Annotated in this window: 16 protein-coding genes; all 16 read right to left on the reverse strand. The window is 44.6% G+C overall.

The window, feature by feature from the left end; genetic code table 11:
* Positions 1-78: 78 nt before the first annotated feature.
* The 16 genes from AN618_RS02015 to AN618_RS02090 all read right to left on the reverse strand — a co-directional run bounded on the left by AN618_RS02015 (position 79) and on the right by AN618_RS02090 (position 25,432).
* The gene (locus AN618_RS02015) at positions 79-996 is read right to left on the reverse strand and encodes a glycosyltransferase family 2 protein (protein WP_066351440.1); all 918 of its coding nucleotides are present in this window, start codon (positions 994-996) and stop codon (positions 79-81) included.
* A gap of 106 nt (positions 997-1,102) precedes the next feature.
* Positions 1,103-2,383, reverse strand: coding sequence for an O-antigen ligase family protein (locus AN618_RS02020; RefSeq protein WP_066351443.1), 1,281 nt, complete (start codon positions 2,381-2,383; stop codon positions 1,103-1,105).
* Between the two features lie 337 nt (positions 2,384-2,720).
* Entirely contained in the window at positions 2,721-4,079 is a 1,359-nt protein-coding gene (locus AN618_RS02025; protein WP_066351445.1) for a UDP-glucose dehydrogenase family protein, read from the reverse strand.
* An 81-nt stretch (positions 4,080-4,160) separates the two neighbouring features.
* Positions 4,161-5,711, reverse strand: coding sequence for an undecaprenyl-phosphate galactose phosphotransferase WbaP (gene wbaP / locus AN618_RS02030; protein ID WP_066351447.1), 1,551 nt, complete (start codon positions 5,709-5,711; stop codon positions 4,161-4,163).
* 12 nt (positions 5,712-5,723) lie between these two features.
* Positions 5,724-6,431, reverse strand: a complete 708-nt coding sequence (locus AN618_RS02035) for a CpsD/CapB family tyrosine-protein kinase (protein ID WP_066351450.1) — start codon at positions 6,429-6,431, stop codon at positions 5,724-5,726.
* Entirely contained in the window at positions 6,431-7,144 is a 714-nt protein-coding gene (locus AN618_RS02040; protein WP_083514993.1) for a YveK family protein, read from the reverse strand. Before AN618_RS02040 ends, AN618_RS02035 begins: the two co-directional genes overlap by 1 nt.
* A 40-nt stretch (positions 7,145-7,184) precedes the next feature.
* Positions 7,185-7,982: a tyrosine-protein phosphatase gene (locus AN618_RS02045; RefSeq protein WP_066351453.1), complete on the reverse strand. Its 798-nt coding sequence runs from the start codon at positions 7,980-7,982 to the stop codon at positions 7,185-7,187.
* 249 nt (positions 7,983-8,231) lie between these two features.
* Positions 8,232-9,632, reverse strand: a complete 1,401-nt coding sequence (locus AN618_RS02050) for a sugar transferase (RefSeq protein WP_066351455.1) — start codon at positions 9,630-9,632, stop codon at positions 8,232-8,234.
* A 90-nt stretch (positions 9,633-9,722) separates the two neighbouring features.
* A complete protein-coding gene (locus AN618_RS02055; RefSeq protein ID WP_066351457.1) occupies positions 9,723-10,859 on the reverse strand; it encodes a glycosyltransferase family 4 protein in 1,137 nt (378 codons plus the stop codon).
* A 269-nt stretch (positions 10,860-11,128) separates the two neighbouring features.
* Positions 11,129-12,304, reverse strand: a complete 1,176-nt coding sequence (locus AN618_RS02060) for a glycosyltransferase (RefSeq protein WP_066351459.1) — start codon at positions 12,302-12,304, stop codon at positions 11,129-11,131.
* Entirely contained in the window at positions 12,301-13,428 is a 1,128-nt protein-coding gene (locus AN618_RS02065) for a glycosyltransferase family 4 protein (protein WP_066351460.1), read from the reverse strand. The genes AN618_RS02060 and AN618_RS02065 overlap by 4 nt, the downstream gene beginning before the upstream one ends.
* A 202-nt stretch (positions 13,429-13,630) precedes the next feature.
* The gene (locus AN618_RS02070; protein WP_066351463.1) at positions 13,631-14,887 is read right to left on the reverse strand and encodes a glycosyltransferase family 4 protein; all 1,257 of its coding nucleotides are present in this window, start codon (positions 14,885-14,887) and stop codon (positions 13,631-13,633) included.
* A gap of 30 nt (positions 14,888-14,917) precedes the next feature.
* A complete protein-coding gene (locus tag AN618_RS02075) occupies positions 14,918-15,700 on the reverse strand; it encodes an ABC transporter ATP-binding protein (RefSeq protein WP_066351466.1) in 783 nt (260 codons plus the stop codon).
* Positions 15,701-16,477: an ABC transporter permease gene (locus tag AN618_RS02080; protein ID WP_066351469.1), complete on the reverse strand. Its 777-nt coding sequence runs from the start codon at positions 16,475-16,477 to the stop codon at positions 15,701-15,703. It abuts the gene before it with no gap.
* Positions 16,478-16,538: 61 nt separating this feature from the next.
* Positions 16,539-19,499: an O-antigen ligase family protein gene (locus tag AN618_RS02085; protein WP_066351471.1), complete on the reverse strand. Its 2,961-nt coding sequence runs from the start codon at positions 19,497-19,499 to the stop codon at positions 16,539-16,541.
* A 278-nt stretch (positions 19,500-19,777) separates the two neighbouring features.
* Positions 19,778-25,432: a S8 family serine peptidase gene (locus AN618_RS02090; RefSeq protein WP_066351474.1), complete on the reverse strand. Its 5,655-nt coding sequence runs from the start codon at positions 25,430-25,432 to the stop codon at positions 19,778-19,780.
* Positions 25,433-25,616: the final 184 nt, after the last annotated feature.

Here is a 25,616-nt window from a genome sequence, read left to right on the forward strand (position 1 = left end):
TTCTTAAAAAATGTACAAAACATTTCTGTTAGGAAATAACTCGCATATAAATTCCTCACTAGGGAACATCCAGACTACTTACTTATATTCGGCATACCGTATTCCCACTACGCCACTTAACTGACCCATACCTTGCAAGATATATACTAATGATTTAACAAGGCTATGAAAGCCCACTAAAAACGAAGGCGGCAATAATACTACTCCAAAAGCAATGCGTACCAAAGCTTTTGCTATACGAAACGTTAGGGTTGTCGGTGCTTTCAATAATTCTCTTTCACATAATGCTAAGGTATTTCCAACTCTATAAGCCCGTCTAAGAATCCAATGTAAATTAGAACGGCTCTTCGGTACTTCTTCATAAACCACAGCATCATCTGCCCATATTATTTTACCTCCTGTTTGCAGCAATCGCATAAAAAAATGGGTATCCTCCCCGCCGCTCAATGCGAATTTTTCATCAAATAAACCAATTTGTTCAAACACTGACGCTTTAATTAGTGCATTGCCTGTTCGCCCGTACTTTATAGACGTACCTGTAGGATATCGAGGTCTTTCAAAGAACCTTCCTTTAATCACCCAGGAGGGCGTGGTGGGATCATAATAAGGTAGTACCGGCCCTAATACTACTTCACTATTGTATGTACGCTGAACTTCCAACAATTCATCTAGCCAATATTGGTGGGGCCATTCATCGTCATCTATAAACGCCACATAATCAGCACCTTGCGATAGTTGCACTGCAGCGTTGCGAGCATATGAGATACCTCGCCGGGGCTCTACGTAGTACCTTAACGGCCACTTGCCAGAAAACCGAGCCGTTTCACATATTGTACAGGCCGAACTTGCAGGATCATTATCTACGACTATGATCTCTAAGTCTACGATTGCAGGATCGATCTTACGAAAGGCAATTTCGTTGAGCGCAGAAAGTAGCCGCGCTAGTCCATTTGGCCGTTTATAAGTTGTTATACAAACGGCAACACGAACACGCATTCTCTATCCTCCTTTGTAAACTCCGTGGCCCTTACATATAGCTATAAATTCATTTATAGACTCACCTTATGAGAGGACAAAAGCTTCTGCTGGCGGGAGCAAGTGATCACTGTATATCAGTTGTAACTGCATATCGTTTTATTCCTTCCCGCTTCGCCCTTACATCAGTTCTATAACTCCCCCGATCTACTCCTAGAACCACTGCTACGTAAAGTACCCATAAAACACTATATTGTCGCAGAATACTACTCTCGCTTATGCTATATAACAACATAAATAATAGATAGATTGTAGGCCACAGTGCCAAATATTCCTCCGTCTTTTTCAGCGACTTAAGAGCTTGTCCAAGTGCCGTTAAATAGGAAATAGCAAAAAGCCCAATCCCGATAAATCCTAGTGTTAACCAGAGATCAAGAAAGCTATTATGAGCATGTGGTGCTTGGAAGGAAATACTTTGCCAAACCAAAGCTGATGGGCCATCCCACCCCAACCAGAATGCTTCATAGCCATAACCCAGCCAGGGGCGCTGACTGGCCATGAAAATCACCGCTTCCCATAAATATGTGCGGCCTGTAAGCGTCGCGTCTCTCCCCAATATTTCCAGAAGCTTTTCTATATTCGTACTTATGAACCATGTTAAAGCACCCGCTACCATTACAAGCATAATAAGCAAAGGTATTACCAAATCATAACGCATTCTTAAGATCTTGATTACCGGCAAGAAGAGCAATAAAGAGATTAACACAACAAGAGCCGTAGCCGAGCGCGACCCTAACAGCAGACCAATCGCTAAAATTAAACTACTCCACCATACATAACGCCGACGCGGTTCACTTCTGGTAAGCAGTAGAAAAACTATTGCAGCAAGCGCAGCCATCCTGCCCAACCCGTTTTTGTGAACGTATATGCCGCACCAAGCCTCCCCACGAGTATCTTCCATTATTCCCCAATCCGGAATCAAAAAGATAAAAAGATAGCTCAATACTACCGATATTAGTAGGGTCCACCCCAAAAGCCGCAAAAACTCCCCATGCTCAAAGCGGCTGGCTAGGTATATGCCAAACACGGTGGTTCCTAGGAGGGCAATTTCTCTACGTATGGTTACTTCTGGAACCTCTGACCAAAGTACAGAGAGGAGAGCCCAGCCCAGTAAGGGCCAAAGGAAAATACCGGCACGCAGGGTATCTAAAGTCCGGCGCGAACGTAAGATCAAAAGAAGAAAACTTACGGTAAAAATACCTGCAAATACGGCCCGCTGGAGAGGGTCCCCTTCAACGACACTAAAATCAAATCCGCTTATTCTGCGCCATAAAGGCAGCAGATCACTTGATAGAAGAAGGAGTGATATTAGAACAAATAATCTTTCTAAAGTGCGTAACCTTAACATGGCCAACACCCAGTTGTTATTCTTATTGCCTACAGTTAAGTTAATGTCTCCACTTTAGCGTAATCGGTGATAGAAAAACCTACAAGTGAACTCCAATGTTAATTATTGGCTTCAAAACTTCGCTCTTAACTAGAAACACTCATAAGGAAGCTTTTAGTTTTTCGGAACTTGAATAAAATTACTTAAGCTCAGTAAATAGCTGCCTTGTGGCAATATCCAAGTGGACTGAGCGTTTTATAAATACTTGCATGAGCATTCGTTACGCCTTCCGGCTGAAGAAGCCGATACACCAGATGGTTTCCAATAAAACCAGCCCCTCCAGTAACCAACGCGTGTTTCATCTTCCTACCCCCATGTAGATGAACCCTGCCCGTCGGACCTGCTCCGGATCAAAAAAGTTGCGTCCATCTACAAGCACAGGCTGGTTCATCCGCCTTGCAAGAAGAGCCAGGTCTAAATTCCGGTATGTTTCCCACTCCGTGGCTAAAATCAAAGCATCGCATCCTTCAGCCAGGGTATAAGGATCATCCGCATAATCAACTGGAAGCTCTTTCAAGGTCAATCTAACTTTAGGCATAGCGACCGGGTCGTGCACCTTTACGTGTGCCCCTCGCTCGATAAGGATGCGAACAAGATCCAGGGCTGGAGATTCGCGAATATCATCTGTTCCCGGTTTGAATGCTAAGCCCAATATACCTATAACCCGACCGCGGAGGATTTTTAGCACACTCTGCAACTTTTCCACTACCAGGGTGCGCTGCCTGGCATTTACAGCCCGAGCCGCTTCAATAATGGGCATGGTATAACCGTACTCAGCGGCAATCGCCAGTAAGGCAGCGGTGTCTTTGGGGAAACACGAACCTCCCCATCCCAGTCCTGCCTGCAAGAATCGGGGGCCAATACGGGGATCAAGGCCTATTCCCCGGGCTACATCTTTTACATCCGCCCCCACCTTTTCGCAAAGCCCGGCAATTTCATTAATAAAACTAATTTTAAGAGCCAAAAAGGCATTGGCTGCGTACTTTATCATCTCCGCGCTGGTGGGATCAGTTGTAACCAGGGGAGGCAGAGAATACCCTTCAGGGCGCGGTAAAGATAGCGGCGGAATAAATGATTGTTCTAAAATTGGCCTATATAGCCTTTGTAAAGCCTCTATTGCTTCTGTTGTTTCTGCCCCCACGACAATGCGGTCTGGATATAGCGTATCTTTCAATGCCATTGCTTGCCGCAAAAATTCAGGATTAGAAGCAACATAAACATTTGCTTTAACTCCTCGCTCAGCTAATGTTTTATTGATTATATGCATAACTCTTCTATTAGTCCCAATAGGTACAGTTGATTTTATAACTATTACGTAGGTCGCTCCGGAGACCATCCCCATAGCTGCTTGACGTGCTGCTTCTTCAACATAGCAGAGGTCTGCTTCTCCATTCTCTTTGGGAGGAGTGCCAACAGCAATCATAATTATATCTGAATCTGACACAGCTTGAGCGGTATTATCAGTAAAGCTTAGCCTTTCCTTGCATTGATTCAACAGTTCTTCTATCCCTGGTTCTAGAATAGGGCTCTCACCCTCTTGCAGCAGCTTCAGTTTTTGGGGATCTTTTTCTACACCTATCACATGATGCCCAATGTAGGAAAAAGCTACTGCCGCAGCAAGACCTACGTAACCCATTCCGACTACTGTAATGTGCATTTTTTAATTAACACTCCCTATAGAAAAGTTTTATATTGCGTTTCATGGTGCAAAATATACAATAAATGAAATGAATTAATATTAATATGCGCCTTTCTTCGACAGCACCACACCAACAGTGCGTATGAGGATGATAATATCAAGCCACAAGGACCAGTTGCGCACGTACCAGGATTCGAGACGCAGACGGCCTTCAAAGTCTATCTCGTTTCTTCCGCTAACCTGCCAAAGGCCGGTAATCCCAGAGCGGGCCAGCAATATAGTTTCCGCAAAATTATCCATACGAAACCTTTCTCGCGGAAGATAAGGCCGCGGCCCAACCAGACTCATTTCGCCTTTAAGGACGTTGAAGATCTGCGGCAGCTCATCCAGGCTGAACTTCCTCAGGAACCGTCCTACTCTGGTAACCCGAGGGTCATAACCTTTAAGCTTAGCGTATTTCTCCCATTCTTCTTTTGCCGCGGGGTTTGATGCTAAATATTTTCGCAGGATTTCCTCATTATTCAGGTACATCGTCCTAAACTTATAGCATTTAAACTCCTTCCCACCCCGGCCAATCCTATTGTGGGCAAAGATAACCGGCCCAGGTGAATCAAGTTTTATAGCAATGGCTATCAAAGCCATTATTGGCGCGCTGATAAGTAAAGCAATGCTGCCTACTATCAGGTCAAAAGCGCGCTTGAGGAACATATTGACAGGGCTTGCCAGATTGTTTCGCACTCGGAAGCCGAGTATTTGCTCGTCGAAGAAATAGTCTATTTCTGCACTGCTTACCGGGATACCGAAGAGATCAGGTATAACCAGCACTGATGCTGCAGCCCGCTGCAAGCGATTCACTAATTTCACAAGCTTTTGTGATGGCATTCCTGGTGCAGCAACCACCAGGTGGCGCACCCCAAGGCGTTGCATTACTTCGGGAGCATCGCTGAAATTCCCGAGTACTTTTAGTTTGGTACCATTTTTTACTGTGAAAATTTTATGCTTCTTACTAGGATCATCTTCCAAGAAACCTACCACTTCATAACCAAGGTAGGAATCTTTGCTTAAAGTTTTTGCAAGAAGCTCGCCAGTCTTACCTGCACCAAGAATCAATACTTTTCGGCGCCATAAGCCGAGTTTAGCAAAAAATGTTTTCCCCACATACCTGCATAAAGGTAATATCATAAGGCATAATATATATGAAAGCGCTAATACCGTTCTTGATACTTCATTGCTCAATTTTATCATGTAGATAATGGCAAAAACTATAAGGAAAGCCAGAGTGATACCCTTAACCAGGCGCCTTAATTCTCGCCAGAAAGGGTGCCGAGTAGTATATAAACCCTCATAAGCAAAAATGCCAAGAACGATCGCTATAAACCACCAGAAGTTGTTCACTAGTTTTTCGGGAACCGCTAAAGAGTAAAGCGGGCTAAGCACCGGTAAAATCCGAATCCTGACAAACAGTGCAAGGATAAAGCTAGCCGCAATCCCTATAAAATCCAAAGCTACTATTAAAGCGATTTCGAGTGCCCCCCAGAGGGCGTGAGCCAGGTCAACGGTCGGGGCTGGCCTCAAAGTAATTGTGGCTTCATTACTTTGAGGGATGATATTCCGGCCGGTTTTTCTTATCTCTACCTGGCCATTGCTCATTTTTTTCACCTTCTATCTTTTCTTTTTTCTTTTCTTAGTGCCCTCTTCACCGTAATAATAGTAATAATAGTAATATCCTCCATTTTTATCCTGCTTAATTTTATTAAGCACCACTCCTAAGATCTTTGCATTAACTTTCTCTAGCTGCTGTTTTGCAGCTATAGCAGCTTCTCTAGCCGTTACACCTGTTTCAACCACAAGAATTACCCCATCTACCAAAGTTGACAGTATTGCAGCATCAGCCACACTGTTAACCGGCGGAGCGTCGAGAAGGATCATGTCGTATTTGGTAGCCATTTCATCGAGAAATTTTTTCATTTTTGACGAACCCAATATTTCTGCAGGATTTGGTGGAATCGGTCCGCTCGTTATGATATGTAAATTTGCCATTTTGGTTATAACCGATTCTAGCGGAAGGTCTTCGGCGAGAAAATTCGAAAGTCCCTTATAATTTTCCAGGCGGAAGAGTTTGTAAAGCTTAGGTCTTCTAAGGTCAGCGTCCACCAGAAGGACCTTGCTCCTGGTGCTGGCAATAGAAACTGCTAAGTTTGCGGCAACAGTGCTTTTCCCTTCCTGCGGCATGCTGCTGGTCACAACCACTTTTTTTACAGGCTTGTCTATACTTGAAAATTGCAAGTTAGTCCTCAGCACCCTGAATGCTTCCGAAATCACCGATTTCGGATCATTCATTATGAATAGCTCGAGCTCCCTTTCTTCCATTAATCTACCTCTCCTTTTTCAACGTAAGGTATGGCGCCTATGACGGGCAGACCAAGATAATTTGCTACATCTTCAGGCGACTTTATAGTTGTATCAAGCGACTCTTTAAGAAAAGCCAGAGCAACCCCCATTATCAAGCCTACTACCAGCGAAAGCATCAAATTTAAAAGCGGCTTTGGCTGCACTTTTTCATAAATAGGGATGGCCTCATCTATCACCTGAACGTTTTCTACATTCATTATCCTGATGACTTGCCGTGAAAAACTCTCGGCAACTGCGTTGGCTATGGTAGCCGCCATTCCAGGATCATGGTCCGCTGCCCTTATTTCGATAATCTCGGTATTCTTGACGAGTTTTACCTTTACTTGTTCCTTCAACTTTTCATAAGTAGTATTCAGGTTAAGTTTTCTGATTACTTCTTCCAACGTGGAGCGGCTTTTGGCTATTTCACCGTATGTTGACACAAGTAAACGGTTAGTTTGAAGTTCCTGATAAGTAACCGGAGTGCTTGAATCTTGGACTCTTGGAACGGGTTTCCCGACCATTATGGTGGTATAGGATTCGTAGACAGGCTTTTTGATGAGGAAAGTATAGATTACCGCTACAGCTACGCATACGACAACTACGGCAGCTATAAGTCTTGACCTCTTTCTTAAAACGGCGATTACATCCTTCAGATTGATTATATCTTCTTCGTAGATAATTTCCTCCAAAGTTTTCGCCTCCGTCTTTACTTGCGATTTTTTAGATTTTTTATTCTTTAATGGTTTTTAAACTGTTAAATAAAAGGGTTATTCTTTCTACAAGACCGAATCGTTTCTCTCTACCTACTTCAACAGATGTTTCTACCTCTTTCCCTTCCATAATCAAAAAGGGATTTTCTTTAGCTAAAAGTTTCGTCGTCTTTTCGCCGATTAAATTCGCAGCCTTTTTAACTCTCGGAGCTCTAGAACGAGCGGTATGACAGTCCGTAGCTATGATGTGTGCAAGGCCAGACCTTACTATTTTTAAAGCAACCTTTTGACAAGTTCTTCCAAAAACACCGGTAAGGCTCAAGGAATTTACCTGCACTAAAGCACCAATCCTTACAAAATCGCGCAGTCTATTCACATCATTCGCTATCTCCATGTTTCTCTCCGGATGGGCTAGTATTACCTTTATTCCCCGGAGGTGAATTGAATGGATTATATTTAGGGCGTACTGGGGTATGCTCATCATGGGAAGCTCCACCAGCAGGTATTTTCCGCCGTCGAAAAGGGTAATAAGCCTGCCCTTATCGAGAAGCTCAGGTATTTCCGGCGAAAGGAATACTTCCTGCCCAGGGTATATTTCCAAATCGATACCTTTTTTTCTGAGCAGGTTGTTCAGTTCATCTACCTTCTCTAGGATGAGCTCTCTTTCAACTTCCCTCTCTTTAGGAATAAAATGGGGGGTTGCCACCATCTTTTTTATGCCTTCAGATGCGGCTATTTCGGCCATTTTTAAGGATGTCTCCAGATCCGGAGAGCCATCGTCTATTCCTGGCAATATATGGGCGTGTATATCTATCACCTATTCTGCCTCCTTTAGTTAAGTCTAGCCCTATCATGCCCCCTCAAATATTTATGCGCACATATTTATGTATGTATTTTGCTATTAGTAAATATTACTATATGTTTGTTTATTCGACATTAAATTAGTTTTTCCTGCCAAAAGTTGTGTTCTTAACCATATAACAGATTTCACGTTAATACTAGATAAAAAAAGTCTTCACAACATAGCAGGTATTTTTTAAGATTCTATGAGTTATTACCCTTTCTCTTATTTATTTTCCCTACTTGAAGACAGCTCTTCGCTGCAGAAGACTATCATATTCTGCCACTGTTCATCGACATCGATATTCTTTTTCTTTACAATGCCTTCCGCCAACAAAACAGTTTTTATGGTGAGGAAGAATATTTTTAAATCAAGCAAAAGGGAGTAATTGCTGATATAATACAGGTCATACCTGAGTTTATCCTCGAAGGAAGTATCATAACTCCCCATAACCTGAGCCAGGCCCGTAATCCCTGGCTTCACCAGGTGGCGATAATTGTAATAAGGATTGATTTGACAGTATTTCTCGACAAAAATCGGCCTTTCCGGCCTCGGCCCTATGAGGCTCATGTCGCCTTTGAGGACGTTTACAAGCTGAGGGATTTCATCAATCCTTAGTGCCCGCAGTATCTTACCCAGGGGGGTCAGTCGCGGGTCGTCTCTGGCGGCGATGACAGGACCGGTATGCTTTTCAGCATTGTTTTTCATGGTCCTGAACTTATAAAGTTTGAATCTTTTCCCGTACTGGCCGACTCTCTCCTGGACGAAAAAGACCGGCCCTTCGGAGGTCAGTTTGATAAGGATCGATATAACAGCAATTAGCGGAAGGGATAAAATCAAGCCAACCAGGGCGCAGACAAAATCCAGGGCCCTTTTAATTGCCTGCTGGCCCTTACTTATATTCCAGTTGGGGAGTTCAAAGACCAGTAAATCATCGAAGGTGACAAGCCTGGCCTTCGGCATTAATATTTCGTATAAATCCGGAATGATGGCGATTTTCTTTCCCTTTAATGAGGCGTCCACAATCTCTTTTTTTAAATTTTTAGCCGCCTCAGCCGTCAAAAATATGGTATCGGCCAGGTCTATAGCCCCTTCCAGCGTTTCCACCTCGTTCCCCAGTACCGCATACCTGCAGTCAACCCATCCGCGGTCTATCCTGGAAATGCTGTTTATAATCTGCTTTGCATCTTCCTCCCTGCCTACTATGAGCAATCGTTCCGGGCCGTGTATCTTTTTGTATAAATTTATTGCTATGTACCTTAAAATAACGATAAAAACCGTCTGCAGTATAAAACCACCGATAAAAACACTCCTCGGAAAGGCAAAACTCCGAAGGAAAAAGCTTGAAGCCATGCCGATAATATTTGAAAAGGAGAGCGCAATTACGCTTGAGATAGCCAGTTCACTTATGTTTCTTCTTTCGATGTCATATAAACCGTATATGTTGAATAATATCAAAGCCGTTATCGAAATTACAGGGATGACGGTAATGTATGCCTGTATATTCTCGGTTGAAAATTTACCTTTCCATAAATGGAAAATTAATAAATAACCCAAATTGATAAAAAATATGTCTAGTATTGCCAATAATAAGGAAGTTAAATTCTTTTTTGTTTTTCCATCCATAGAGTAGCTCCCCTATTACTTCGCTTGTCAATTATGACAATCAACCATAAGTTTCCAGCTGGAATTGTCAGCGGTTGACAACTTATACTGCTACAAATAACGCATGTAAATAGCTTCCATCTCATTAAGGACCCTGTCTAAGGAATAATCTTTAATCTTTTCACGACCCGCTTTGCCCATAGTTTTCCGTAACTCTTCGTTTTCGATAAGACTCTTAAGGGCAAGAAACAAACCTTCAGTATCCCCTAATTCTACCAAAAACCCTGTTTTCCCGTGTTCCACCAGATCTCGACTGCCGCGCACATTGGTAGCCACCACCGGTTTCCCGGCAGCCATAGCTTCCATAATAGACTTAGGAAGGCCTTCACGCTTTGAGGTTAGAGTGAAAATATCACTTTCCCGAAGGATCTGAGGCACGTCCCGGCAGTAGCCGAGGAAATACACACGGGGTATTTTTTCTTTCCTTACTTTTTTCTGCAGAACCGGCATCAGTTCTCCTTTACCCACCAACAGAAGGTGACAATGAGAGTATTCTGCCGATAGCTTCTTCCATGCACTCAAGAGCAACATGTGATTTTTATTGGGACTCATTTCTGCTACACAGGTTACAATTATATCGGAGGAGGAAATGCCGAGCTCCGCCCGTACGTATTCTCCTATGGAAGACAGAGATGTATAATAGCCAAGATCTACTCCTACACCATGCACGTAAAAAAGGTTTCTGCCCGGCTCAAAACCGAGCCGGCAGGCGCTTTCAAAATCTTCCCTATTGATCACGATGAGCCCTTCGGTCCAGCGGAAAGCCAGTCGCTCCAAGGGGTAATATAAGAGCCAGTTTTTTAAAGGTGCACCCCGGTAAAAGTGAAATCCATGAGCCGTATACAATACAGGACCTTGATTTTTAACTCTAGCTATAAACCTTCCTAAAAAAGCAGCTACAGGGGTATGGACATGGATAAGGTTAAAGCGGTAAGCCTCGAACAGGCGGCATAATTCTTTTAAAGCTCGCCAATTTTTAGGGCTATAGGGCGAACGTGAAAAGGGTATATCCCAACACTTTGCCCCTGTAGCCTCTACATCTTCTTTTCCTCCCCCATCCGGAGAAGCTGCTGCGTGTACTTCGTAGCCTTTATTTTGCAGTAGCTGCATAAAAGGTATATGAAAATAAGCAAGGTGAGTATAGACTGTGGCAAGGAATAGTACTTTGCCTTTTGAGTTAGTAAACATGAATCATTATCACCTGTGTATTGTCTTTTTTGAAAAGGAAGCAATTAAATAAAGAACCTAAGCTTAAATCCTGCCCATAGCCTATAGTAATTTACACTCAAAAACACAAATGAGTAGAACTTCCTCTAAATGCTACCTTTATAGTGGCTTATATTTTCTATAATTCCTCTCGCTTTCAGATCTTGCACTCGGCTAATTCCACATGCCGCTTTTTCTCATATGTGGTTTTAGTCAATGAAAGAAAAAATTCCACTAATCAGTATCATTTTTCATTTATTGTCCCTGAAAAGCTCAAACAATTTTTCACCGACTGCTTCCCAGCTATATTTCTCTTCTACCAGCTTGCGGCCATTAGCAGAAAAGGCGGCTCTACGGGAAGGATTGCACAGCAAGTCAATCACTTTAGCAGCAAATTCAGCCGGCTCATCTGCTACTTCCAAGTGAACTCCTGGGGTTACCTCCAAGCCTTCGCAGCCTAAAGAAGTGGAGACCAATGCGCGGCCAGAGGCCAGAGCTTCCAGGATCTTATTACGGATGCCAGAACCAAAACGTAAGGGTACGACCACTACTGAAGCTTGGGCCAGATAAGTACGCAGATCTGGCACGTAGCCCAAAAGCTCAACCCCGTGGATGTGTGCAAGCGATGCAACTTCGGGGGGTGGCTCTTTCCCTACCACCAGTAGCGTTGCTTCCGGAACTGCTTCTCTTATCAATGGAAAAACCTTTCTGCAGAACCATATAATCCCGTCAGCATTGGGCGGATATCGCAGATGACCCCAGAAGATCAAAGTGGGTTTTCCTGGATCTGGAAGTGGCTGGAAGTAATCTAAATCTACCCCATTTGGTAAGATAGCAACACGCGTTCTCGAAGTCATTCTCGCCAATTCTGCTGCATCTACTGGAGATACTAAAAGCACCAAATCAGCTAATCGGGCCACCCATTTCTCCCAGTAGGCCAGACGGTACGCCTCAACCGCATCAAAAGCCTTTCCCAACCATGAAGGTGCAAAACGGAGCATACGGCGGCGAAAGAGGCTCACCATATCTGTAAGGTCAGCTACACGTCGGCGGGTAGTGCAGTACCTTAGGTACCCGGCCATCTTTAACTGGCAGGCAAAGGAAATATCATAATCCTCACAGGACGTCAGGTGGCGTAGCAGCTGTACCATACGGGCTGATGTCCGCGCGGCCATCGTAACCGGCAGGTGTGGTAAGCGCAGAACGTTTATTAGCATTTGTCCTCTGCTAAGCGGCACCGTATAAACTGCGTGGCAGAGAGATGATAATAATTCCCGCCACTTACCATACTTTTCTTCCGGTGGACAGAAGCACACAAAGGTTACCTCATGCTTCGTCGCAATGGCTTTTAGTAAATGAAAGTTTCGTACTTTATCTCCCTGGTCGAGTGGCCAAGGAGGCTCAGCAGTTAAAAAAATAATCTTCATTTTGTATCATCCATCACTTTACGGTAAATCGAAAGTGTATCTTGTGCACACCGTTCCCAAGAGAACTCTTTTGCCCTGAGGATTCCCTTCCTAGCCAATTCAATACGCAGTTCGGGGTTATCGAGAAGTTGTTTCATCTTAGCACTCAAATCACTAATACTATTTGGATCTAACTTTAACGCAGCTTCGCCAGCTACCTCAGCAACAGAAGTAGTTCCGGAACATATTACAGGCGTTCCACAGGCCATCGCCTCTAGTACCGGCAATCCAAAACCTTCGTAGAGCGAAGGGTAAACAAAGAAAATGGCATGTCGGTATAGAACAGCAATTATCTCATCCGGCAGGAAACCAAAAAGGTGAACTCCTTCTCTGGCTAACGGGGCAAAAACTTCTGGTTTTTCTATACCTGCCACCACCAGAGCTACATCTGTATTTGTTTGAGAACGCAGCTGGTGATATGCTTCGAGAAGTTTTGCCGTGTTCTTGCGTTTGTCTAACGCTCCAAGAGCAAAGATATATTTTTGTGGTATACCTAACAAGGAGCAGGTTTTCTCAATATTACCAAGTGAAGCGTGCGAAATTGTCGGCGCTTCATAAGTCACCGTAATTTTTTGAAGTGGGACTTTTAAAATCTGGGATATATCGCGACGCGAATATTCTGATACCGTGATAATCGCATCACTTAGTCGTGCTACATATGGTAACACACCCATTCGATATGCCCGACTTAAGCGGTGTCGAAGGGAAAGTTTAGTATCACCAAACTCACTACGTCGGAATTCTATCACGTCGTGGATGGTAGTAATTAGGGGACATGGCTTAAACAGTACTGGTGCAATATTACTAGTACAGTGGAGGAGATTGATTTTGTCTCGCCAAGCAGCCAGTGGCAGTGCCACCTGTTCCCACCAGGCTAGGTTAATAGCAGAGAGCACTCGGATAGTAAAGGAGCTTTGCCGAAATTCTTCCACCACTTCTGGATCCGCCGTCTTGTCCACGTAGAGAACAAACTCAAACCCTGGAGGCTTCATCCGGCGGAATTCAGATAGAAGGTAGTAGATGTAGTTTCCTATACCTCTACGTTTTTTTCTCAGACCATAACGAGCATCGATGCCTACTAACATTACCTTTGGCTCCTTGCTCATTCAAATTTCTACCCAAACTTAATTTAAACTTGTTTGTTAATTTAAACTTAGTTGATATAAAAATCTAAAAAGCTACGAAGTTCTTTCTACGAAGTTCTTTCTAAGCACTTACCATAAAGCTTGGAGTCCATTCTAACAATATATACTTCGCCTATCTTTCTGATAGATGCTGATATACAACTTATAGAACTGAGGAATAAGCTTTATATAGTTTCTCGATATAATTTTCCATACTAAATAGCTTTGCCCTCTCTCTACCCTTTGAGACCATTTTTTCTCGCAAGTCTCTATCGCTCAAAATTTTCTCTAATTTTTCTCGGATATCACTTACGTTATAGGGATCGACATATAAGGCAGCATCACCGCATACCTCAGGCAACGATGAGACGTTGGACGTGATTACAGGACATCCAACTGACATTGCTTCAAGCGGCGGTAAACCAAATCCTTCATAAAGGGAAGGAAAGACAAAACAATAAGCTCCCGCGTATAAGTAACTGAGATCTTTAGAGGGCACATTTGATAACCATTTAACTCCTTTCTTTTTTAACAAAGGCTCAACATCTTCGTACATCCATCCTTTCCTTCCAACAATGGCAAGAGGCATATTTGTCCCGACTAAATTATAAGCACGTATTAGTCTAGCTACATTCTTTTTAGGTTCTATTGTTCCAACGAAGAGAATATAATCCCCATATTTAAGTCCATAGGATTTGACAACTTCATGGACCTTCTCGTGTGAAATTTGGGGAAGAAACACAGGTTGATAAGTGACGAAAATTTTATTAGGGTCAATTTCATAAGCCTCCAAAATGTCATTTTTGGTTGATTCAGACACAGTTAAAATAACTGCAGAGGATTTAAGCGCGCTTTTAACGTTGCGATAAAACACTTTTTTATCATCAAGTGTTGCGTACGGAAGCCGCAAAGGAATAAGATCGTGAATTGTAGTAATTCTTTTTGCCCCTTTTATTTGTAGAGGCACAGGGTAGGTTGTGTGCCATATATCAATGCGTTCTGGAATTATTGCAGTAGCTGATGGATAAATTTTCTGCACCAAATACGCAATGGTATAGCACCTAGGTAAGGCAAAAACATCTACAGAATCTAAGAATGCCTCATCCTCTCGATCTTTTGGAATTACAAAACCAGCGCGTTTTATTTTCGATGCTTTCCAAAGTATACCACTTACTGCTTTTATTCCGCTAATAAAAAGAGAGAACCTATTTAGAGGTGAATTGTTAGATGTATCGTACCAAAGAACTTCACTGAGAATTGGCTCTTTTGTAGCTAGATTTTTACTGGTTAATATTTTTACATTTGCTCCAAGAAGCTGTAATGCTTTAATAAGCGTTTTTCCATAAGTCTTTATCCCAGTAGAATATGGTAACTCCAAGTTGTATGCATCGATTAAAACATTAACTCCTTGCAATTTCACTCTTATTCATCTCCCCCGAATTAACAATCCTTACCTTTCTTTCCCACTTACATACCTTGCATACGCCTCTGCTACCTCTATAGCCGAACCCTGCATTTTCATTTCCCCTTTGTCAAGCCATACGGCCAGGTCGCATAGATCTTGTATTTGTTTAGGGGAGTGAGTAACTAAGATGATAGTAGTCCCCTTTTTCTGTAGTTCCTTTATCTTGGCCAGGCACTTTTCCTGGAAGGCAAGATCTCCTACAGCTAGGACCTCATCGATAAGAAGAATTTCTGGGTCTACATGGACAGCCACAGCGAAGCCCAGCCTCATGTACATGCCTGAGGAGTAGTTGCGCACAGGATTATCGATGAAATCTCCGAGCTCCGAAAAAGCGATGATGTCGTCGAGTCGCTCCTTTATCTCCTTCCTACTCAGGCCTAGGATGGAGGCATTGAGAAAGATGTTCTCACGCCCGGTGAAGTCGGGGTGAAAACCTGCCCCTAGCTCCAGAAGAGTGGAAACCCGGCCGTTTATTTTCACCTCTCCCCGCGTTGGATAAAGAATGCGGCTTATTATCTTAAGTAAAGTGCTCTTTCCTGAGCCATTGCGGCCTATAAGCCCTACAGTACTGCCTTTAGGAATGGTTAGGTTTATCCCTTTTAAAGCCCAGAAATCCTCGGCCTTACTTCGTCCCCAGAATATAATCCTTTCTTTCAAGCTATAAGTTTTTTCGTGATATAGTCGGAATTTTTTCCATACATCTTTCACTTCTATAGCTATTTCGTTAGATATTTCCTGTACCAACCCAAACCCTTCCTCCGTTTTCATTTATATTTCTTCTGCTATATCCTTCTGCCATCGCTGGAATGCCAAGAGGCTTAGCCAAAATAAAATCAGGCAGCCCAAACCGACGTATAAAAGGGCCTTCCAATCTGGCCACATTCCTTCATAGAATATATCGCGGTAGGCTTCGATGATATGTGCTGCTGGATTTAATGAGAAAAATTTCTTTGCATTAGGAGGCACCGTGTCGGCCGAGTAGACCACCGGAGTAAGGAAAAACCATGCAGTCATGAAGACTCCGGTTATATGCTCTAAGTCCCTGAAATAAACATTACCCACTGAAACCAAAAGGGTAAGTGAAGCTACAAGTACAGTTTCTACTAAAAGGACTAAAGGAAAGGCTAAAAGAGCCCATGTCAGCCGAATTTTAAAGAGCATAAGGGCCGGCATAAGTATCAACAGGCTTAAAAGGTAATTTATTAAATTTGCTAGCACAACCGAAAGAGGCAGCACTTCCCTTGGAAAATACACTTTTTTTATCAAAGAAGCATTCTGAACAAGGCTAGCCGCCCCCTGTAGGATGGAGCTAGAAAGATAATTCCAGGGCAGCAAAGCCACAAATAGGAACATGGCGTAATTTTTAATTCCCGATCTCATTACAAAAGAGAAAACAAAGCTATAGACAATAAGCATCAAGAGGGGATTAAAAAAGGTCCAAAAAAACCCTAAAATTGACCCTTTGTACCTTGCCCTTAGTTCTTTTGATACCAAATTTTTTAGCATTTCTCTGTAAGCGTATATTTCTTTTATGCGCTGCCACATTTTTTTCTTGTCCTTTCTTTTTGCTTTTTTCTTTCTTCTTGTTTTTTATGTTGGTGAAAATTTATTTTTTATACACTAAAAACCCTCTCAAATATACATCGCTTTTGGGGTTTACAAATACTCTAATCCTCGTGTCTTTTCCTTCTATATCATTCGGTGTAACAAATTCTCCTTTATCAGCCGACAAATTAAATACTTCGCTATTGTCAGCGATTACATCTATTTTATATCCTCCCTTGAGAACGTCTGCTTCCAGCTCAACCTCGTAAGGCTCATTAGGTTCAAGATTTATACCTTCCGCAAGATATAAGGTAACGTCCGATTCTCCTGCAGGCTTTATGCTTGCGAATCTGTCTGGATCAATCTTTATTTCTCCTTCGCCCCATACATCCCACAGGTCAGGCCGCCCGTCTTCGTTGAGGTCGATGCTGAAGTCTGCCGCAAAGACTAGATCCTTTAACTTCTTTACGGTTTCGCGGTTCGGGCTTTCCGAAAGTTTTTCCGCTTTTGTGAGGTATAGCATTAGATTTTTTGTAGCTGAAAGTTTTACTACGCCTGGATCGCTCTGGGGCGATTTCCGGTTAAGTTCAATTATCTTCGATGGAATATCAACACATTTTCCAAGGAGCTCTTTTGCCATGTCAGCTTGGTTTTTCGCTATATATACTTCCGCTACTTTTTCGTATCCTTCCGCCAGAGTTTCCCAGACATTCATGTTATATGGATTAAGCCTTGCCGCTTCCTCCAGGAGGGATAGACCTTCTTCCAGCCTGCCTTCTCTAAGGTAGATTTCAGCAAGCAAACTCTTCAGGTTTGCGTTATAAGGCTCCATAGCGGCGGCTTCTTCTCTTAGTTTTACGGCTTTATCTTTGAGCTCTTTGTTTTTCCCCTGCTCGGCTATTATATCGTAAATCTGGGAAAGGTCGGCTTTGAAAGAGGCAGTAAGGGGATCGTACTTCGAAGCCTTTTCAAAGGCTTCCATAGCCCCCGCTATATCGCCGCTCTGGAGAGCCTGAACGGCCTCCTGGCCGTAAGAGTAACCGCTGTAAAGCATCCCCGATCCCACGATGAAAAGGAGTGTTATTCCACCTGCGACCCATACTGCGTAAGATCCTGTGGCAGGCTTTCTTCTTTTCGCCGTTTGGGTGGCCGTCATACCGTCCGCTGCTGCAAGGCCAAAAAGAGCCCACAGGTATATCGCAACGGCTGCAAGAGAAAGGTTGAAATCTACGGCGCTGTGCCCCAGGAGCGCTGTAGCGGAGGAAAAGACAGCCCAATTTACAGCACCGCGTGCCGGGTCGTCCGTTTTATTTATAACTAAATTCCTGATAATCAGCACCGGTATGGCCAGGAAGGCTATAAGGCCGATTATGCCTGTTTCCACCATGAGCTGAAGGAAGAAGCTGTGTACTTCTGTGGTAAAGTAGCGGTACGACTGGTATGCAAAATACGCGGACTTCCACCCACCCCCGCCCATTCCGAGTATTGGATGTTCCTTTATTATTTTCAATGCATCCCGGTAAAAGCTGAGCCTGCCCTGAAAGCTGAATTCGCCGAAGCTTATGCTTGATAGTCTCTGCGCAACAGCCTCAGGGATGTACTTGTATGCCAGGATTATTCTCCGGCCTGCGGCTTTGTCATTTGCTTCAAAAATTTCTGCGTTGCTAAAAGTGGCGGAAGTACCGGGGAAGTTGTTAGCGAAGCCTATACGAAGCTTTGCAGTGTCTTTTAGCGATTTAAATGGAATTTCTATCAATTGATGGTCTAGGGCTTTATTGAAAAATTCACTTTTGATATCGGTTTCTTTATTGTTCTTATCGACACTCTTTATCAGGACAGCCCCGCCCCATCTATCCTGTTCCAGTCCGGGCCTTGTCGATACTGTGACTTTTAGGACGTATTCGGTATCGGGCTTTACGTTACCCACGGTATACCACGAAGTTTTCCAACTTTCAGGCTCGTCAGGGCCATGGGCCAGGGTAAGGGGTTTTTCTGTTGTAAGAGCTATATACGCAGCGGTACCCGCTATTATCGTCAGAATTACGAAAGCAGAAATCAATGTGACGGGTTTTATTCTAACGGTAATGCGCTCGCTAAGCTTTTCGAAAATATAAAATACTACTACGGCGAAGATGAGCCCCGCCACGTACCATAGCCATACTTTGCTAGTTTCCCCTCCGGTTATTCCCGAATCAAAACCCGGCGATGCGAAAATTCCTGCAGCGAAGGTTTGCAGTGAATACCCAATGACTTTCATTTTATACGATCCGGGTATGCCAACAATCAGAATAAGATAAAACACCGGGAACATCAACCATGCAGCTCTGGAAAGCGCAAAGATAAATGCCAGAAAAAGGGTGTAGTTTACCGCCGCAAGGACAGTTTTTTGCCACAGCTTTTCAGAAGTAACCTGGAGCCCAAACCCAAGCATTAGGGCAGCGGTGAGGTATGCGGCGAGGGTATTAGGATACTGCAGAGTTGAATTTATCCTGCCACCAACGAAAGCTCCGGGGTAGTTTACAGTGCCCGCCGCCGCACCAATGCCCGCGAAGGCTACACCTGCAGCTGAAAGCACCATAGCCCACAGGATGATCCTTTTATCCCTTTCTCTCCTGGCTATGTCCGAAACCAGGTAGTATACGATGAAATAGTTTATATACTTCAATAGCTCTCCGACAGCGTAGCGAAGGTTTACCGAGACAAATAAGGAGATGAAATACGCTCCAACTACGGCTAAAGCGGCGTAATCTATAGGTGACCTGAAGAATTCGGTTTCCTTCAGGGTCGTACCCTTATACATCATCCACAGCAGAAAGAGAATTCCGCTATATATATGGGTGGGCAAGAGCTCCCTGTCGAAAAACAGTCCCCTGAAGTAAGGGGGGTAAAAGAGAAGAAGCAAAAGCCCGGCATATATTATGTAAGATAGGATGTTCCGTTCATTTGACGTTTTATCCTGGAAAACGGCTTTTTCTGTCGATACTATTTTCCGCTCTTCTTTCAGTCTTTTTTTGCGTCCCAATCGCATTCACCGCCTACTTTCCATAATTTACGCTAGGGGGTATCCCGATCTTTTCCAGCGTACACACCGCCCATTATGCTCAGTGCCTTGTTGGGCATTTTTTGCATAAATGTACGAAGGGCTTTTAGCCCTTACCTGCAATAAAATTTTTTCGACATTATTTTTGTTCTACACTAAAAATCAATTTTCCTCCTTTCTGGAAAATTTTTTTGCTCTTCTTGTACAGGGCAGTTTTTCCCCTTTCATGCATAAAGAAAAAAGGCCGGGAAATCCCGGCCTTATATTTCACCCAGCGCTTCCAGGAGCCTCAGGATGATTACCGCAGCCTGTGCTCTTGTGGAGTTTGCCGCAGGTGCAAACGTGTCCGAGGTGACGCCTTTTATTATTCCTCCGGCAAGTGCTTCATTTATATCCTGTTTCGCCCAGTCGGCTATTTGGTCTTTGTCGCGGAATTTCTCAACCGTGGGCATTATGCCATCCTTCGGCAGGGCTCCTTTTGCCCTCAGAACCCTGGCAACCATTACCGCCATTTCCTGGCGGCTTACCGGATCATTGGGCCTGAACTTGTCGCCAAAGCCCTTGACAATACCGTATTTGGCCGCCGTCTCCACGTAGGGCTTAAACCAGTCGCCGGGCTTTACATCGGAGAAAGCCTGCCCAACGTTCTCCGGCTCAAGCCCCAGAGCCCTTACCAGCAGTGCCGCAAACTCCGCCCTAGTTATATTTTTCTCGGGCAGGAAGTTCCGGTCGTCGACGCCTTTTACGATACCCCTGGACGCCAGTACTTCGATCTCCGTCTTTGCCCAGTGGGCCTTTATATCTTCGAAGGTCCTGTCATGGGCGATGAGCGCATACAATGAGAAGTTTTTGGCTTTAGCCGAGATCGACTTGGCCTTTGCGTCCACCTTTCCGCCCAGGTATTCCCACGTTCCTGTCTTTTCGTCGTAATGGTATACCGCTATTTTCCTGGGGTCTATTGACCCGATTTTTGCGGGATCGTAGTAAATATGCAGCGTCACAGGATTTGCAAGTTTTTCGATTAGAGTCTCGTTTTTACCGGAAACGGCTTTAATTGCTACGTCCATTACATCAGAACAAATTTTTCCTGTAGTGGCAGGGACGTTATCTACTTTCTTGAATTCTACAGTTACCTTTTCTTTTCCCGATGCTGCGTTCTTTATATCCCTTGCGGCGTCTTTATCTATTTCCATAGATATAGAGGCGGTCTTCATCAGCAGTGTGGATTCGGAGCGGGCAAGTTTATCCACAATGTCGCTTCCGAATTCAACAATAACCACTTTTTTGTCATAGCGCGAAAGGTCTACAACAGCCTGGCCCTTCTCCTCCGCCGGAATGATCAGTTTTTTGGCGTCCACCATCAGCCTTATTTCGTTCTCTCCAACAACGGCCTTACCCGCAGAAGTTTCGATCGTGGTTTCAGGCGATGCTGCAGACCCGCCACCTCCGGAACCCGTCTCCGACCTTTCGCTCTTCTTGGGAGTTACTTTTATTTCATTTCCCTGAGATTCATTATCCACATCGTCGACCGTGGTCACTTTTACAGTATACTGCTTACCTTCAGTCAATCCCTCCAGGCTCGCCTTCATTACGCCTTTTTGGACTTCACCGTAAAGCACGCCATCCACATAAACCTTCACTTTGACAAAATCCAAATCATTCGGATCTTTCCAGAATATTTCCGCCGCACCTTCTTTTTCGACTTTGGAAAGGTTGGTTACCTCGGACGGAGGTGTAAGGTCGAGTTCAAATACAAAGGAGAGCATTTCGTCCTGAAGCAGGATTTCTACAGTATAGCGACCTTCGGGCCAGTCGGCACCTACCGGTATTTTTGCATTAAATAAACCTTCAGTGTCGGTGGTTACTTTGCCTTCATAAACTACAGTTCCATCATGTTTTATAAAAATCGCCAGTTCTTCTCCAGCCAGGGGCGATTCGTCGTCACCAGAGAGAACAGTACCGGTTATGAGGATCTTATCCTTAGCGGAGTACTTGCCTTTAATACCTTCGGCCTTTAGTATCTTGTTCAGCGTCCTGACATCGATATAAACCCCGGCAGACTCATTGCCCACATCATCGACGGCCGTGAGTTTCAGTTCGTAATCTGTACCTTTCTGGAGGTTGTCGATTAATGCGTTATTTGTCCCTTTTGGAACCTCTTTATTCAACACGCCATCAACATATATCCGCACTTTTGCAAAGTCAGAGTTATAAGGTTCTTGCCAGGAAAGGATAATGGATTTTATACGAGCTTCAATACTTACATTTGTTACTTCACCAGGGGGAAGCGTGTCTATGACGAAGGTCTTTGATGCAACTTTGCCGTAAGACTCAGCTGAGGCCGTGTAGCTTCCCATACCAATTTCCTTGGGAACCGGCCAGTCAAGTTTGAAGGCGCCTTGCTCGTCGGAGATAACTTCCTCAATAAAGATTATCCTTCCCCTGCTGTCTTTTATTGAGATTACTGCAGCTTTCTGAGCCATGCCATTGCCGGATGCATCCGTAATTCTTCCTGAAATTTTTACTATGTCATTAGGACCGTATTTTCCTCTGTCCAGATTCAAAGAAATATTGACGTTCGCATCTGCATCTTGCGGCAAAGATTTTACCCTTACTGAAACGGTGTTAAGTAGTTCTCCATCCGCACTAGCCTTCAAAATCGCAACATAATCCGACTCGCCAGTTGGTACTGGAATTTTCATTACAACATCTGACACTGATTTGTAATTGATCGCCATTTCGGCAGGATCCGCAGCAATGCCAATACCCGGCACGGCATCGCTTTCGTTCAATATCCGCTTGGTATACTCTATAGTAGCCTTCCCGGAGGGTGTGGCGAAGTTCACTATCTGTATAGCGTAATTACCAGCCGGCAGGTTTTCGACCTTTATTTCCTCGTCGGCATCGCCGTCAGCCGAGTATGCATATTGGTAATAATATCCGTCCGGACCCTCTTTGTACAGGTACAGGTCGTAGTCGTCCTCTTCAGGATTGGTCAGCGATTTTATCGAAGCTTCGAAGAGGAAGTTGGCATTGTCTTCTTTAATTGTGAAAAATTCTACATAATCCTCGCTGTATATTTCGTCATCCGGGTCAGTATTTTCCACATCAAATTCAAGGTACTTTGTCTCTCCAGGTGTGTTAAGATCTACGAAGCCGCTGCCTTCCAGCTTAACGCTGAGTTCTTCACCCATCAGGTTCACTATCTTCAGGTTTTTCTCCTGCAGGGTACTGGCCGGGGCGGTGATGTCCACTTTATCAGGCTCGAACACCAAACCTTTTAAGGTCGCAATTGCTTCATACGGAGCGGGACCTGGTTCCATGTTGTTCGATGCCTGCAAGTTTCTCTGGGAGGGAGAGGCGTAGATGTTTATTTCCCACACACCAGGCTTCGGGTCCGGTATGCTGTAGTAAAGCTCGTTCGTTTCGGAACCTAGCCCGCAGTAACCTATGTAATAATCGTACTCCAGGCCGTCCGGGTCGTGGAATATGGCCCTGAACCTGCCGTTATTTTCCGGAGCGAGCAATCTCAAATTTAGTTCCTTCGCGCCTGCCGGCACCTTTATGAAGTACCTGTCGTACTCTGCCGCTTCCAGTTCGCCAGATAATTTTATTTCGTAATTGTTGTCAGCGCTGAACTTTTGCGGGACGACGATGGTGACCGGTATCTTCAGAAGCTCGCCGCGGCTTTCTTCCGAAATGGTTATGAAGTCGCTCAAGAGCCTTTCGGCGGAATTTATCAAGCCGGTGTCCAGCGATACCTCAAAATATGCCTCCTGCTCGCCCTGGGGGAAGGTCAGCTCGTTGGTGGAAGGCCGTATCCAATCAGGAGCATCGATTTTCAGGTTAAGTGTCTCCGAAGTATTCTCCCTGTAAAGGCTGATACCTATTTTTTCTGGAATCTCCTTATTTCTGATGTAGATCCCCGTGGCATACGGGAGCTTTTCGCTGTAGTCGACAAAAGCGTGTAGCCTGATAATTTCTTTATCGTGATTTTCAACTACATATTCATAAGCCTTTACAACATCTACGAGCCCTCCGCCCACGTCAACGGGCAGGTATTTCTCGCCGATGGGCCTTGCCGTTTTCTGTAAAGCCTCAGCCAGGAAGAGCGGATGTATCCTGTCGTTTTCGTAATTGGTTACTCCGTCTTCCCTCGCTTTTTGTGTTAGAAGTGCTATGATGCCGGCCGTATGGGGAGAAGACATGCTGGTGCCTTGGTAAAGATCGTAAGCGTAGGTTTCGCCGTACATCCAGATGGGTACGCTGGATATGGCCGAACCTGGTGACACAATGGTGGGTTTCAGGAAACCGTCCTCTCTTGGCCCCCTCGATGAGAAGTACCACAACCCCTTGCCGGGCACGTCGTAGCCGTACTCCGCCCAGGTATCACTTTCTATGTAAGCACCTGAAGTTATGGCCCAGGTGGAGTCCCCGGGGGTTCCTATGGTGTTTATGCCGGGGCCGTTGTTGCCGGCCGATATGGCAAAAGCGGTGCCGTAAATTTCGCTAAGTATATCGGCAACGATCGCTTCCAGGCCCGTACCGTCGTTTATATCTGGAGCGGAGCCCAGCGACATGTTGACCACATCGGCGCCGTTTTCGGCGGCGTAAATCATGGCCTCGATTATATGGGACATGGCGCCTCCTACGTTGCTGCCAAGTACCTTGAGAGCCATGATTTTAGCTCCCGGGGCCACGCCCACGAGGCTGCCGTTGCCTGCTGCGATCCCCGCTACATGGGTGCCGTGGCTGTTCCCGTCAAAGCCTATGTTAATCTTCTCTACCGAGCCTTCTTCGTTATAATAGATCTGCGTTAGTACAAAATTTACTTTTCTTGTCTCATCATCTGCCGCCGCCGGGAAGGAAGCAAAGATTCTCTCGCCTTCATCCACGCCTTCCTTATAAGGTCTCAGCAGGAACTCATCGGAGAAGTCGTGGTCGGTATCGGTGTCGATCATGGCGGCGTCATATTTCCCGTCGCCGTCCTCATCAACCACCACCGCGTAGTATTCATCTTCTTTATCGCCGTCCAGGTTAAAGTCGAACCCCGTTTCTTCAGGGTCGGGTGTATATCCGAACAGCACTTCATTGGGGAGGATTTCTTCTACAAACGAACCCACATAGACCGTTTTCTCGAAGTAGTTTTCAGGTAGAGTGAAAGTAATATCATCCCACTCAAAGGCAGCTTTATAGACAGAGCTGTATACAGCATCGTACACCATTTGGGACACGGTGACCGGTGTATCTGTTATTATATCTCCCTCTGTGGTGAAGTCCTTCCAGTCTATTATCTTTATGTCTCCACTGCTGGTGTACCTGAGCATTTCGTGGTCGGGCTCCACGCCGGTATCCAATATGGCTATGACCACGCCGCTTCCGTCGGCACCGTATTTTTCCCTGAATTCAAGGACATTTGTGTCATCAAGGGTCGTCTCAAGGTTGGGTCTAATCTCATCTATTTTTGCCTTGATTTCATCAAAGCCCTTCATTTCCCTGGGGTCCAGTTGGTATATTTTATCCAGGGAGATTTTCTTTATGCCCTTGATGGAAAGGAGGTTTTCCGCCTTTGCCTTTGGTATGGTTATGCTGTAAAGGTCAGAAGCGATTCTCTTTACAACTTTCGCACCGGCTTTAAAAAGTTCACTGGTAATGTCGCGCCCATCGTTCATTATGACGAGCCTGATTTTATCCGGGCTTAAAATCTCGTATTCTCTTTGAAGCTGCTCGTGGGCCCGAATGGCGGACTTAAGCTGCAGGTCAAGCCCACCCGCAGGCCTCTTTGGCAGGACCAGATCCCTGAAATCCTTACCGCCTTTGAAATCGGCCGCTTCGGCTTTAGAGGAAAAGGAAAAGATGATAGAAAATACCATAAAAAAGATTACTAGCGGTATTATCTTTTTTAGTTTCTCCAATATAATGTATCCCCCTTTCTTGTGACTTACCTAAATTACTAAAACAGATACCCAGAGACCCGGCTTATCCCCCCTTTTTTTTCAAACAAAAAAACCGGCCGCCACGGGCCGGTTGCTCCTCCAACTCACCATGCCCCATGGAGCCCATCTCAGGGCATGGGTCATCATCTTCCCGTTAGTTACA

The organism is Fervidicola ferrireducens (genome assembly GCF_001562425.1).
Lineage (GTDB): Bacteria > Bacillota > Thermosediminibacteria > Thermosediminibacterales > Thermosediminibacteraceae > Fervidicola > Fervidicola ferrireducens.

Coding starts and splice junctions, on each gene's coding strand:
- wbaP (WP_066351447.1), bottom strand. CDS start 5,711: ATGAGCAATGGCCAGGTAGAGATAAGAAAAACCGGCCGGAATATCATC.
- AN618_RS02075 (WP_066351466.1), bottom strand. CDS start 15,700: ATGAAAACGGAGGAAGGGTTTGGGTTGGTACAGGAAATATCTAACGAA.
- AN618_RS02025 (WP_066351445.1), bottom strand. CDS start 4,079: ATGCACATTACAGTAGTCGGAATGGGTTACGTAGGTCTTGCTGCGGCA.
- AN618_RS02055 (WP_066351457.1), bottom strand. CDS start 10,859: ATGTTTACTAACTCAAAAGGCAAAGTACTATTCCTTGCCACAGTCTAT.
- AN618_RS02065 (WP_066351460.1), bottom strand. CDS start 13,428: ATGTTAGTAGGCATCGATGCTCGTTATGGTCTGAGAAAAAAACGTAGA.
- AN618_RS02080 (WP_066351469.1), bottom strand. CDS start 16,477: ATGTGGCAGCGCATAAAAGAAATATACGCTTACAGAGAAATGCTAAAA.
- AN618_RS02015 (WP_066351440.1), bottom strand. CDS start 996: ATGCGTGTTCGTGTTGCCGTTTGTATAACAACTTATAAACGGCCAAAT.
- AN618_RS02060 (WP_066351459.1), bottom strand. CDS start 12,304: ATGAAGATTATTTTTTTAACTGCTGAGCCTCCTTGGCCACTCGACCAG.
- AN618_RS02020 (WP_066351443.1), bottom strand. CDS start 2,383: ATGTTAAGGTTACGCACTTTAGAAAGATTATTTGTTCTAATATCACTC.
- AN618_RS02050 (WP_066351455.1), bottom strand. CDS start 9,632: ATGGATGGAAAAACAAAAAAGAATTTAACTTCCTTATTATTGGCAATA.
- AN618_RS02035 (WP_066351450.1), bottom strand. CDS start 6,431: ATGGAAGAAAGGGAGCTCGAGCTATTCATAATGAATGATCCGAAATCG.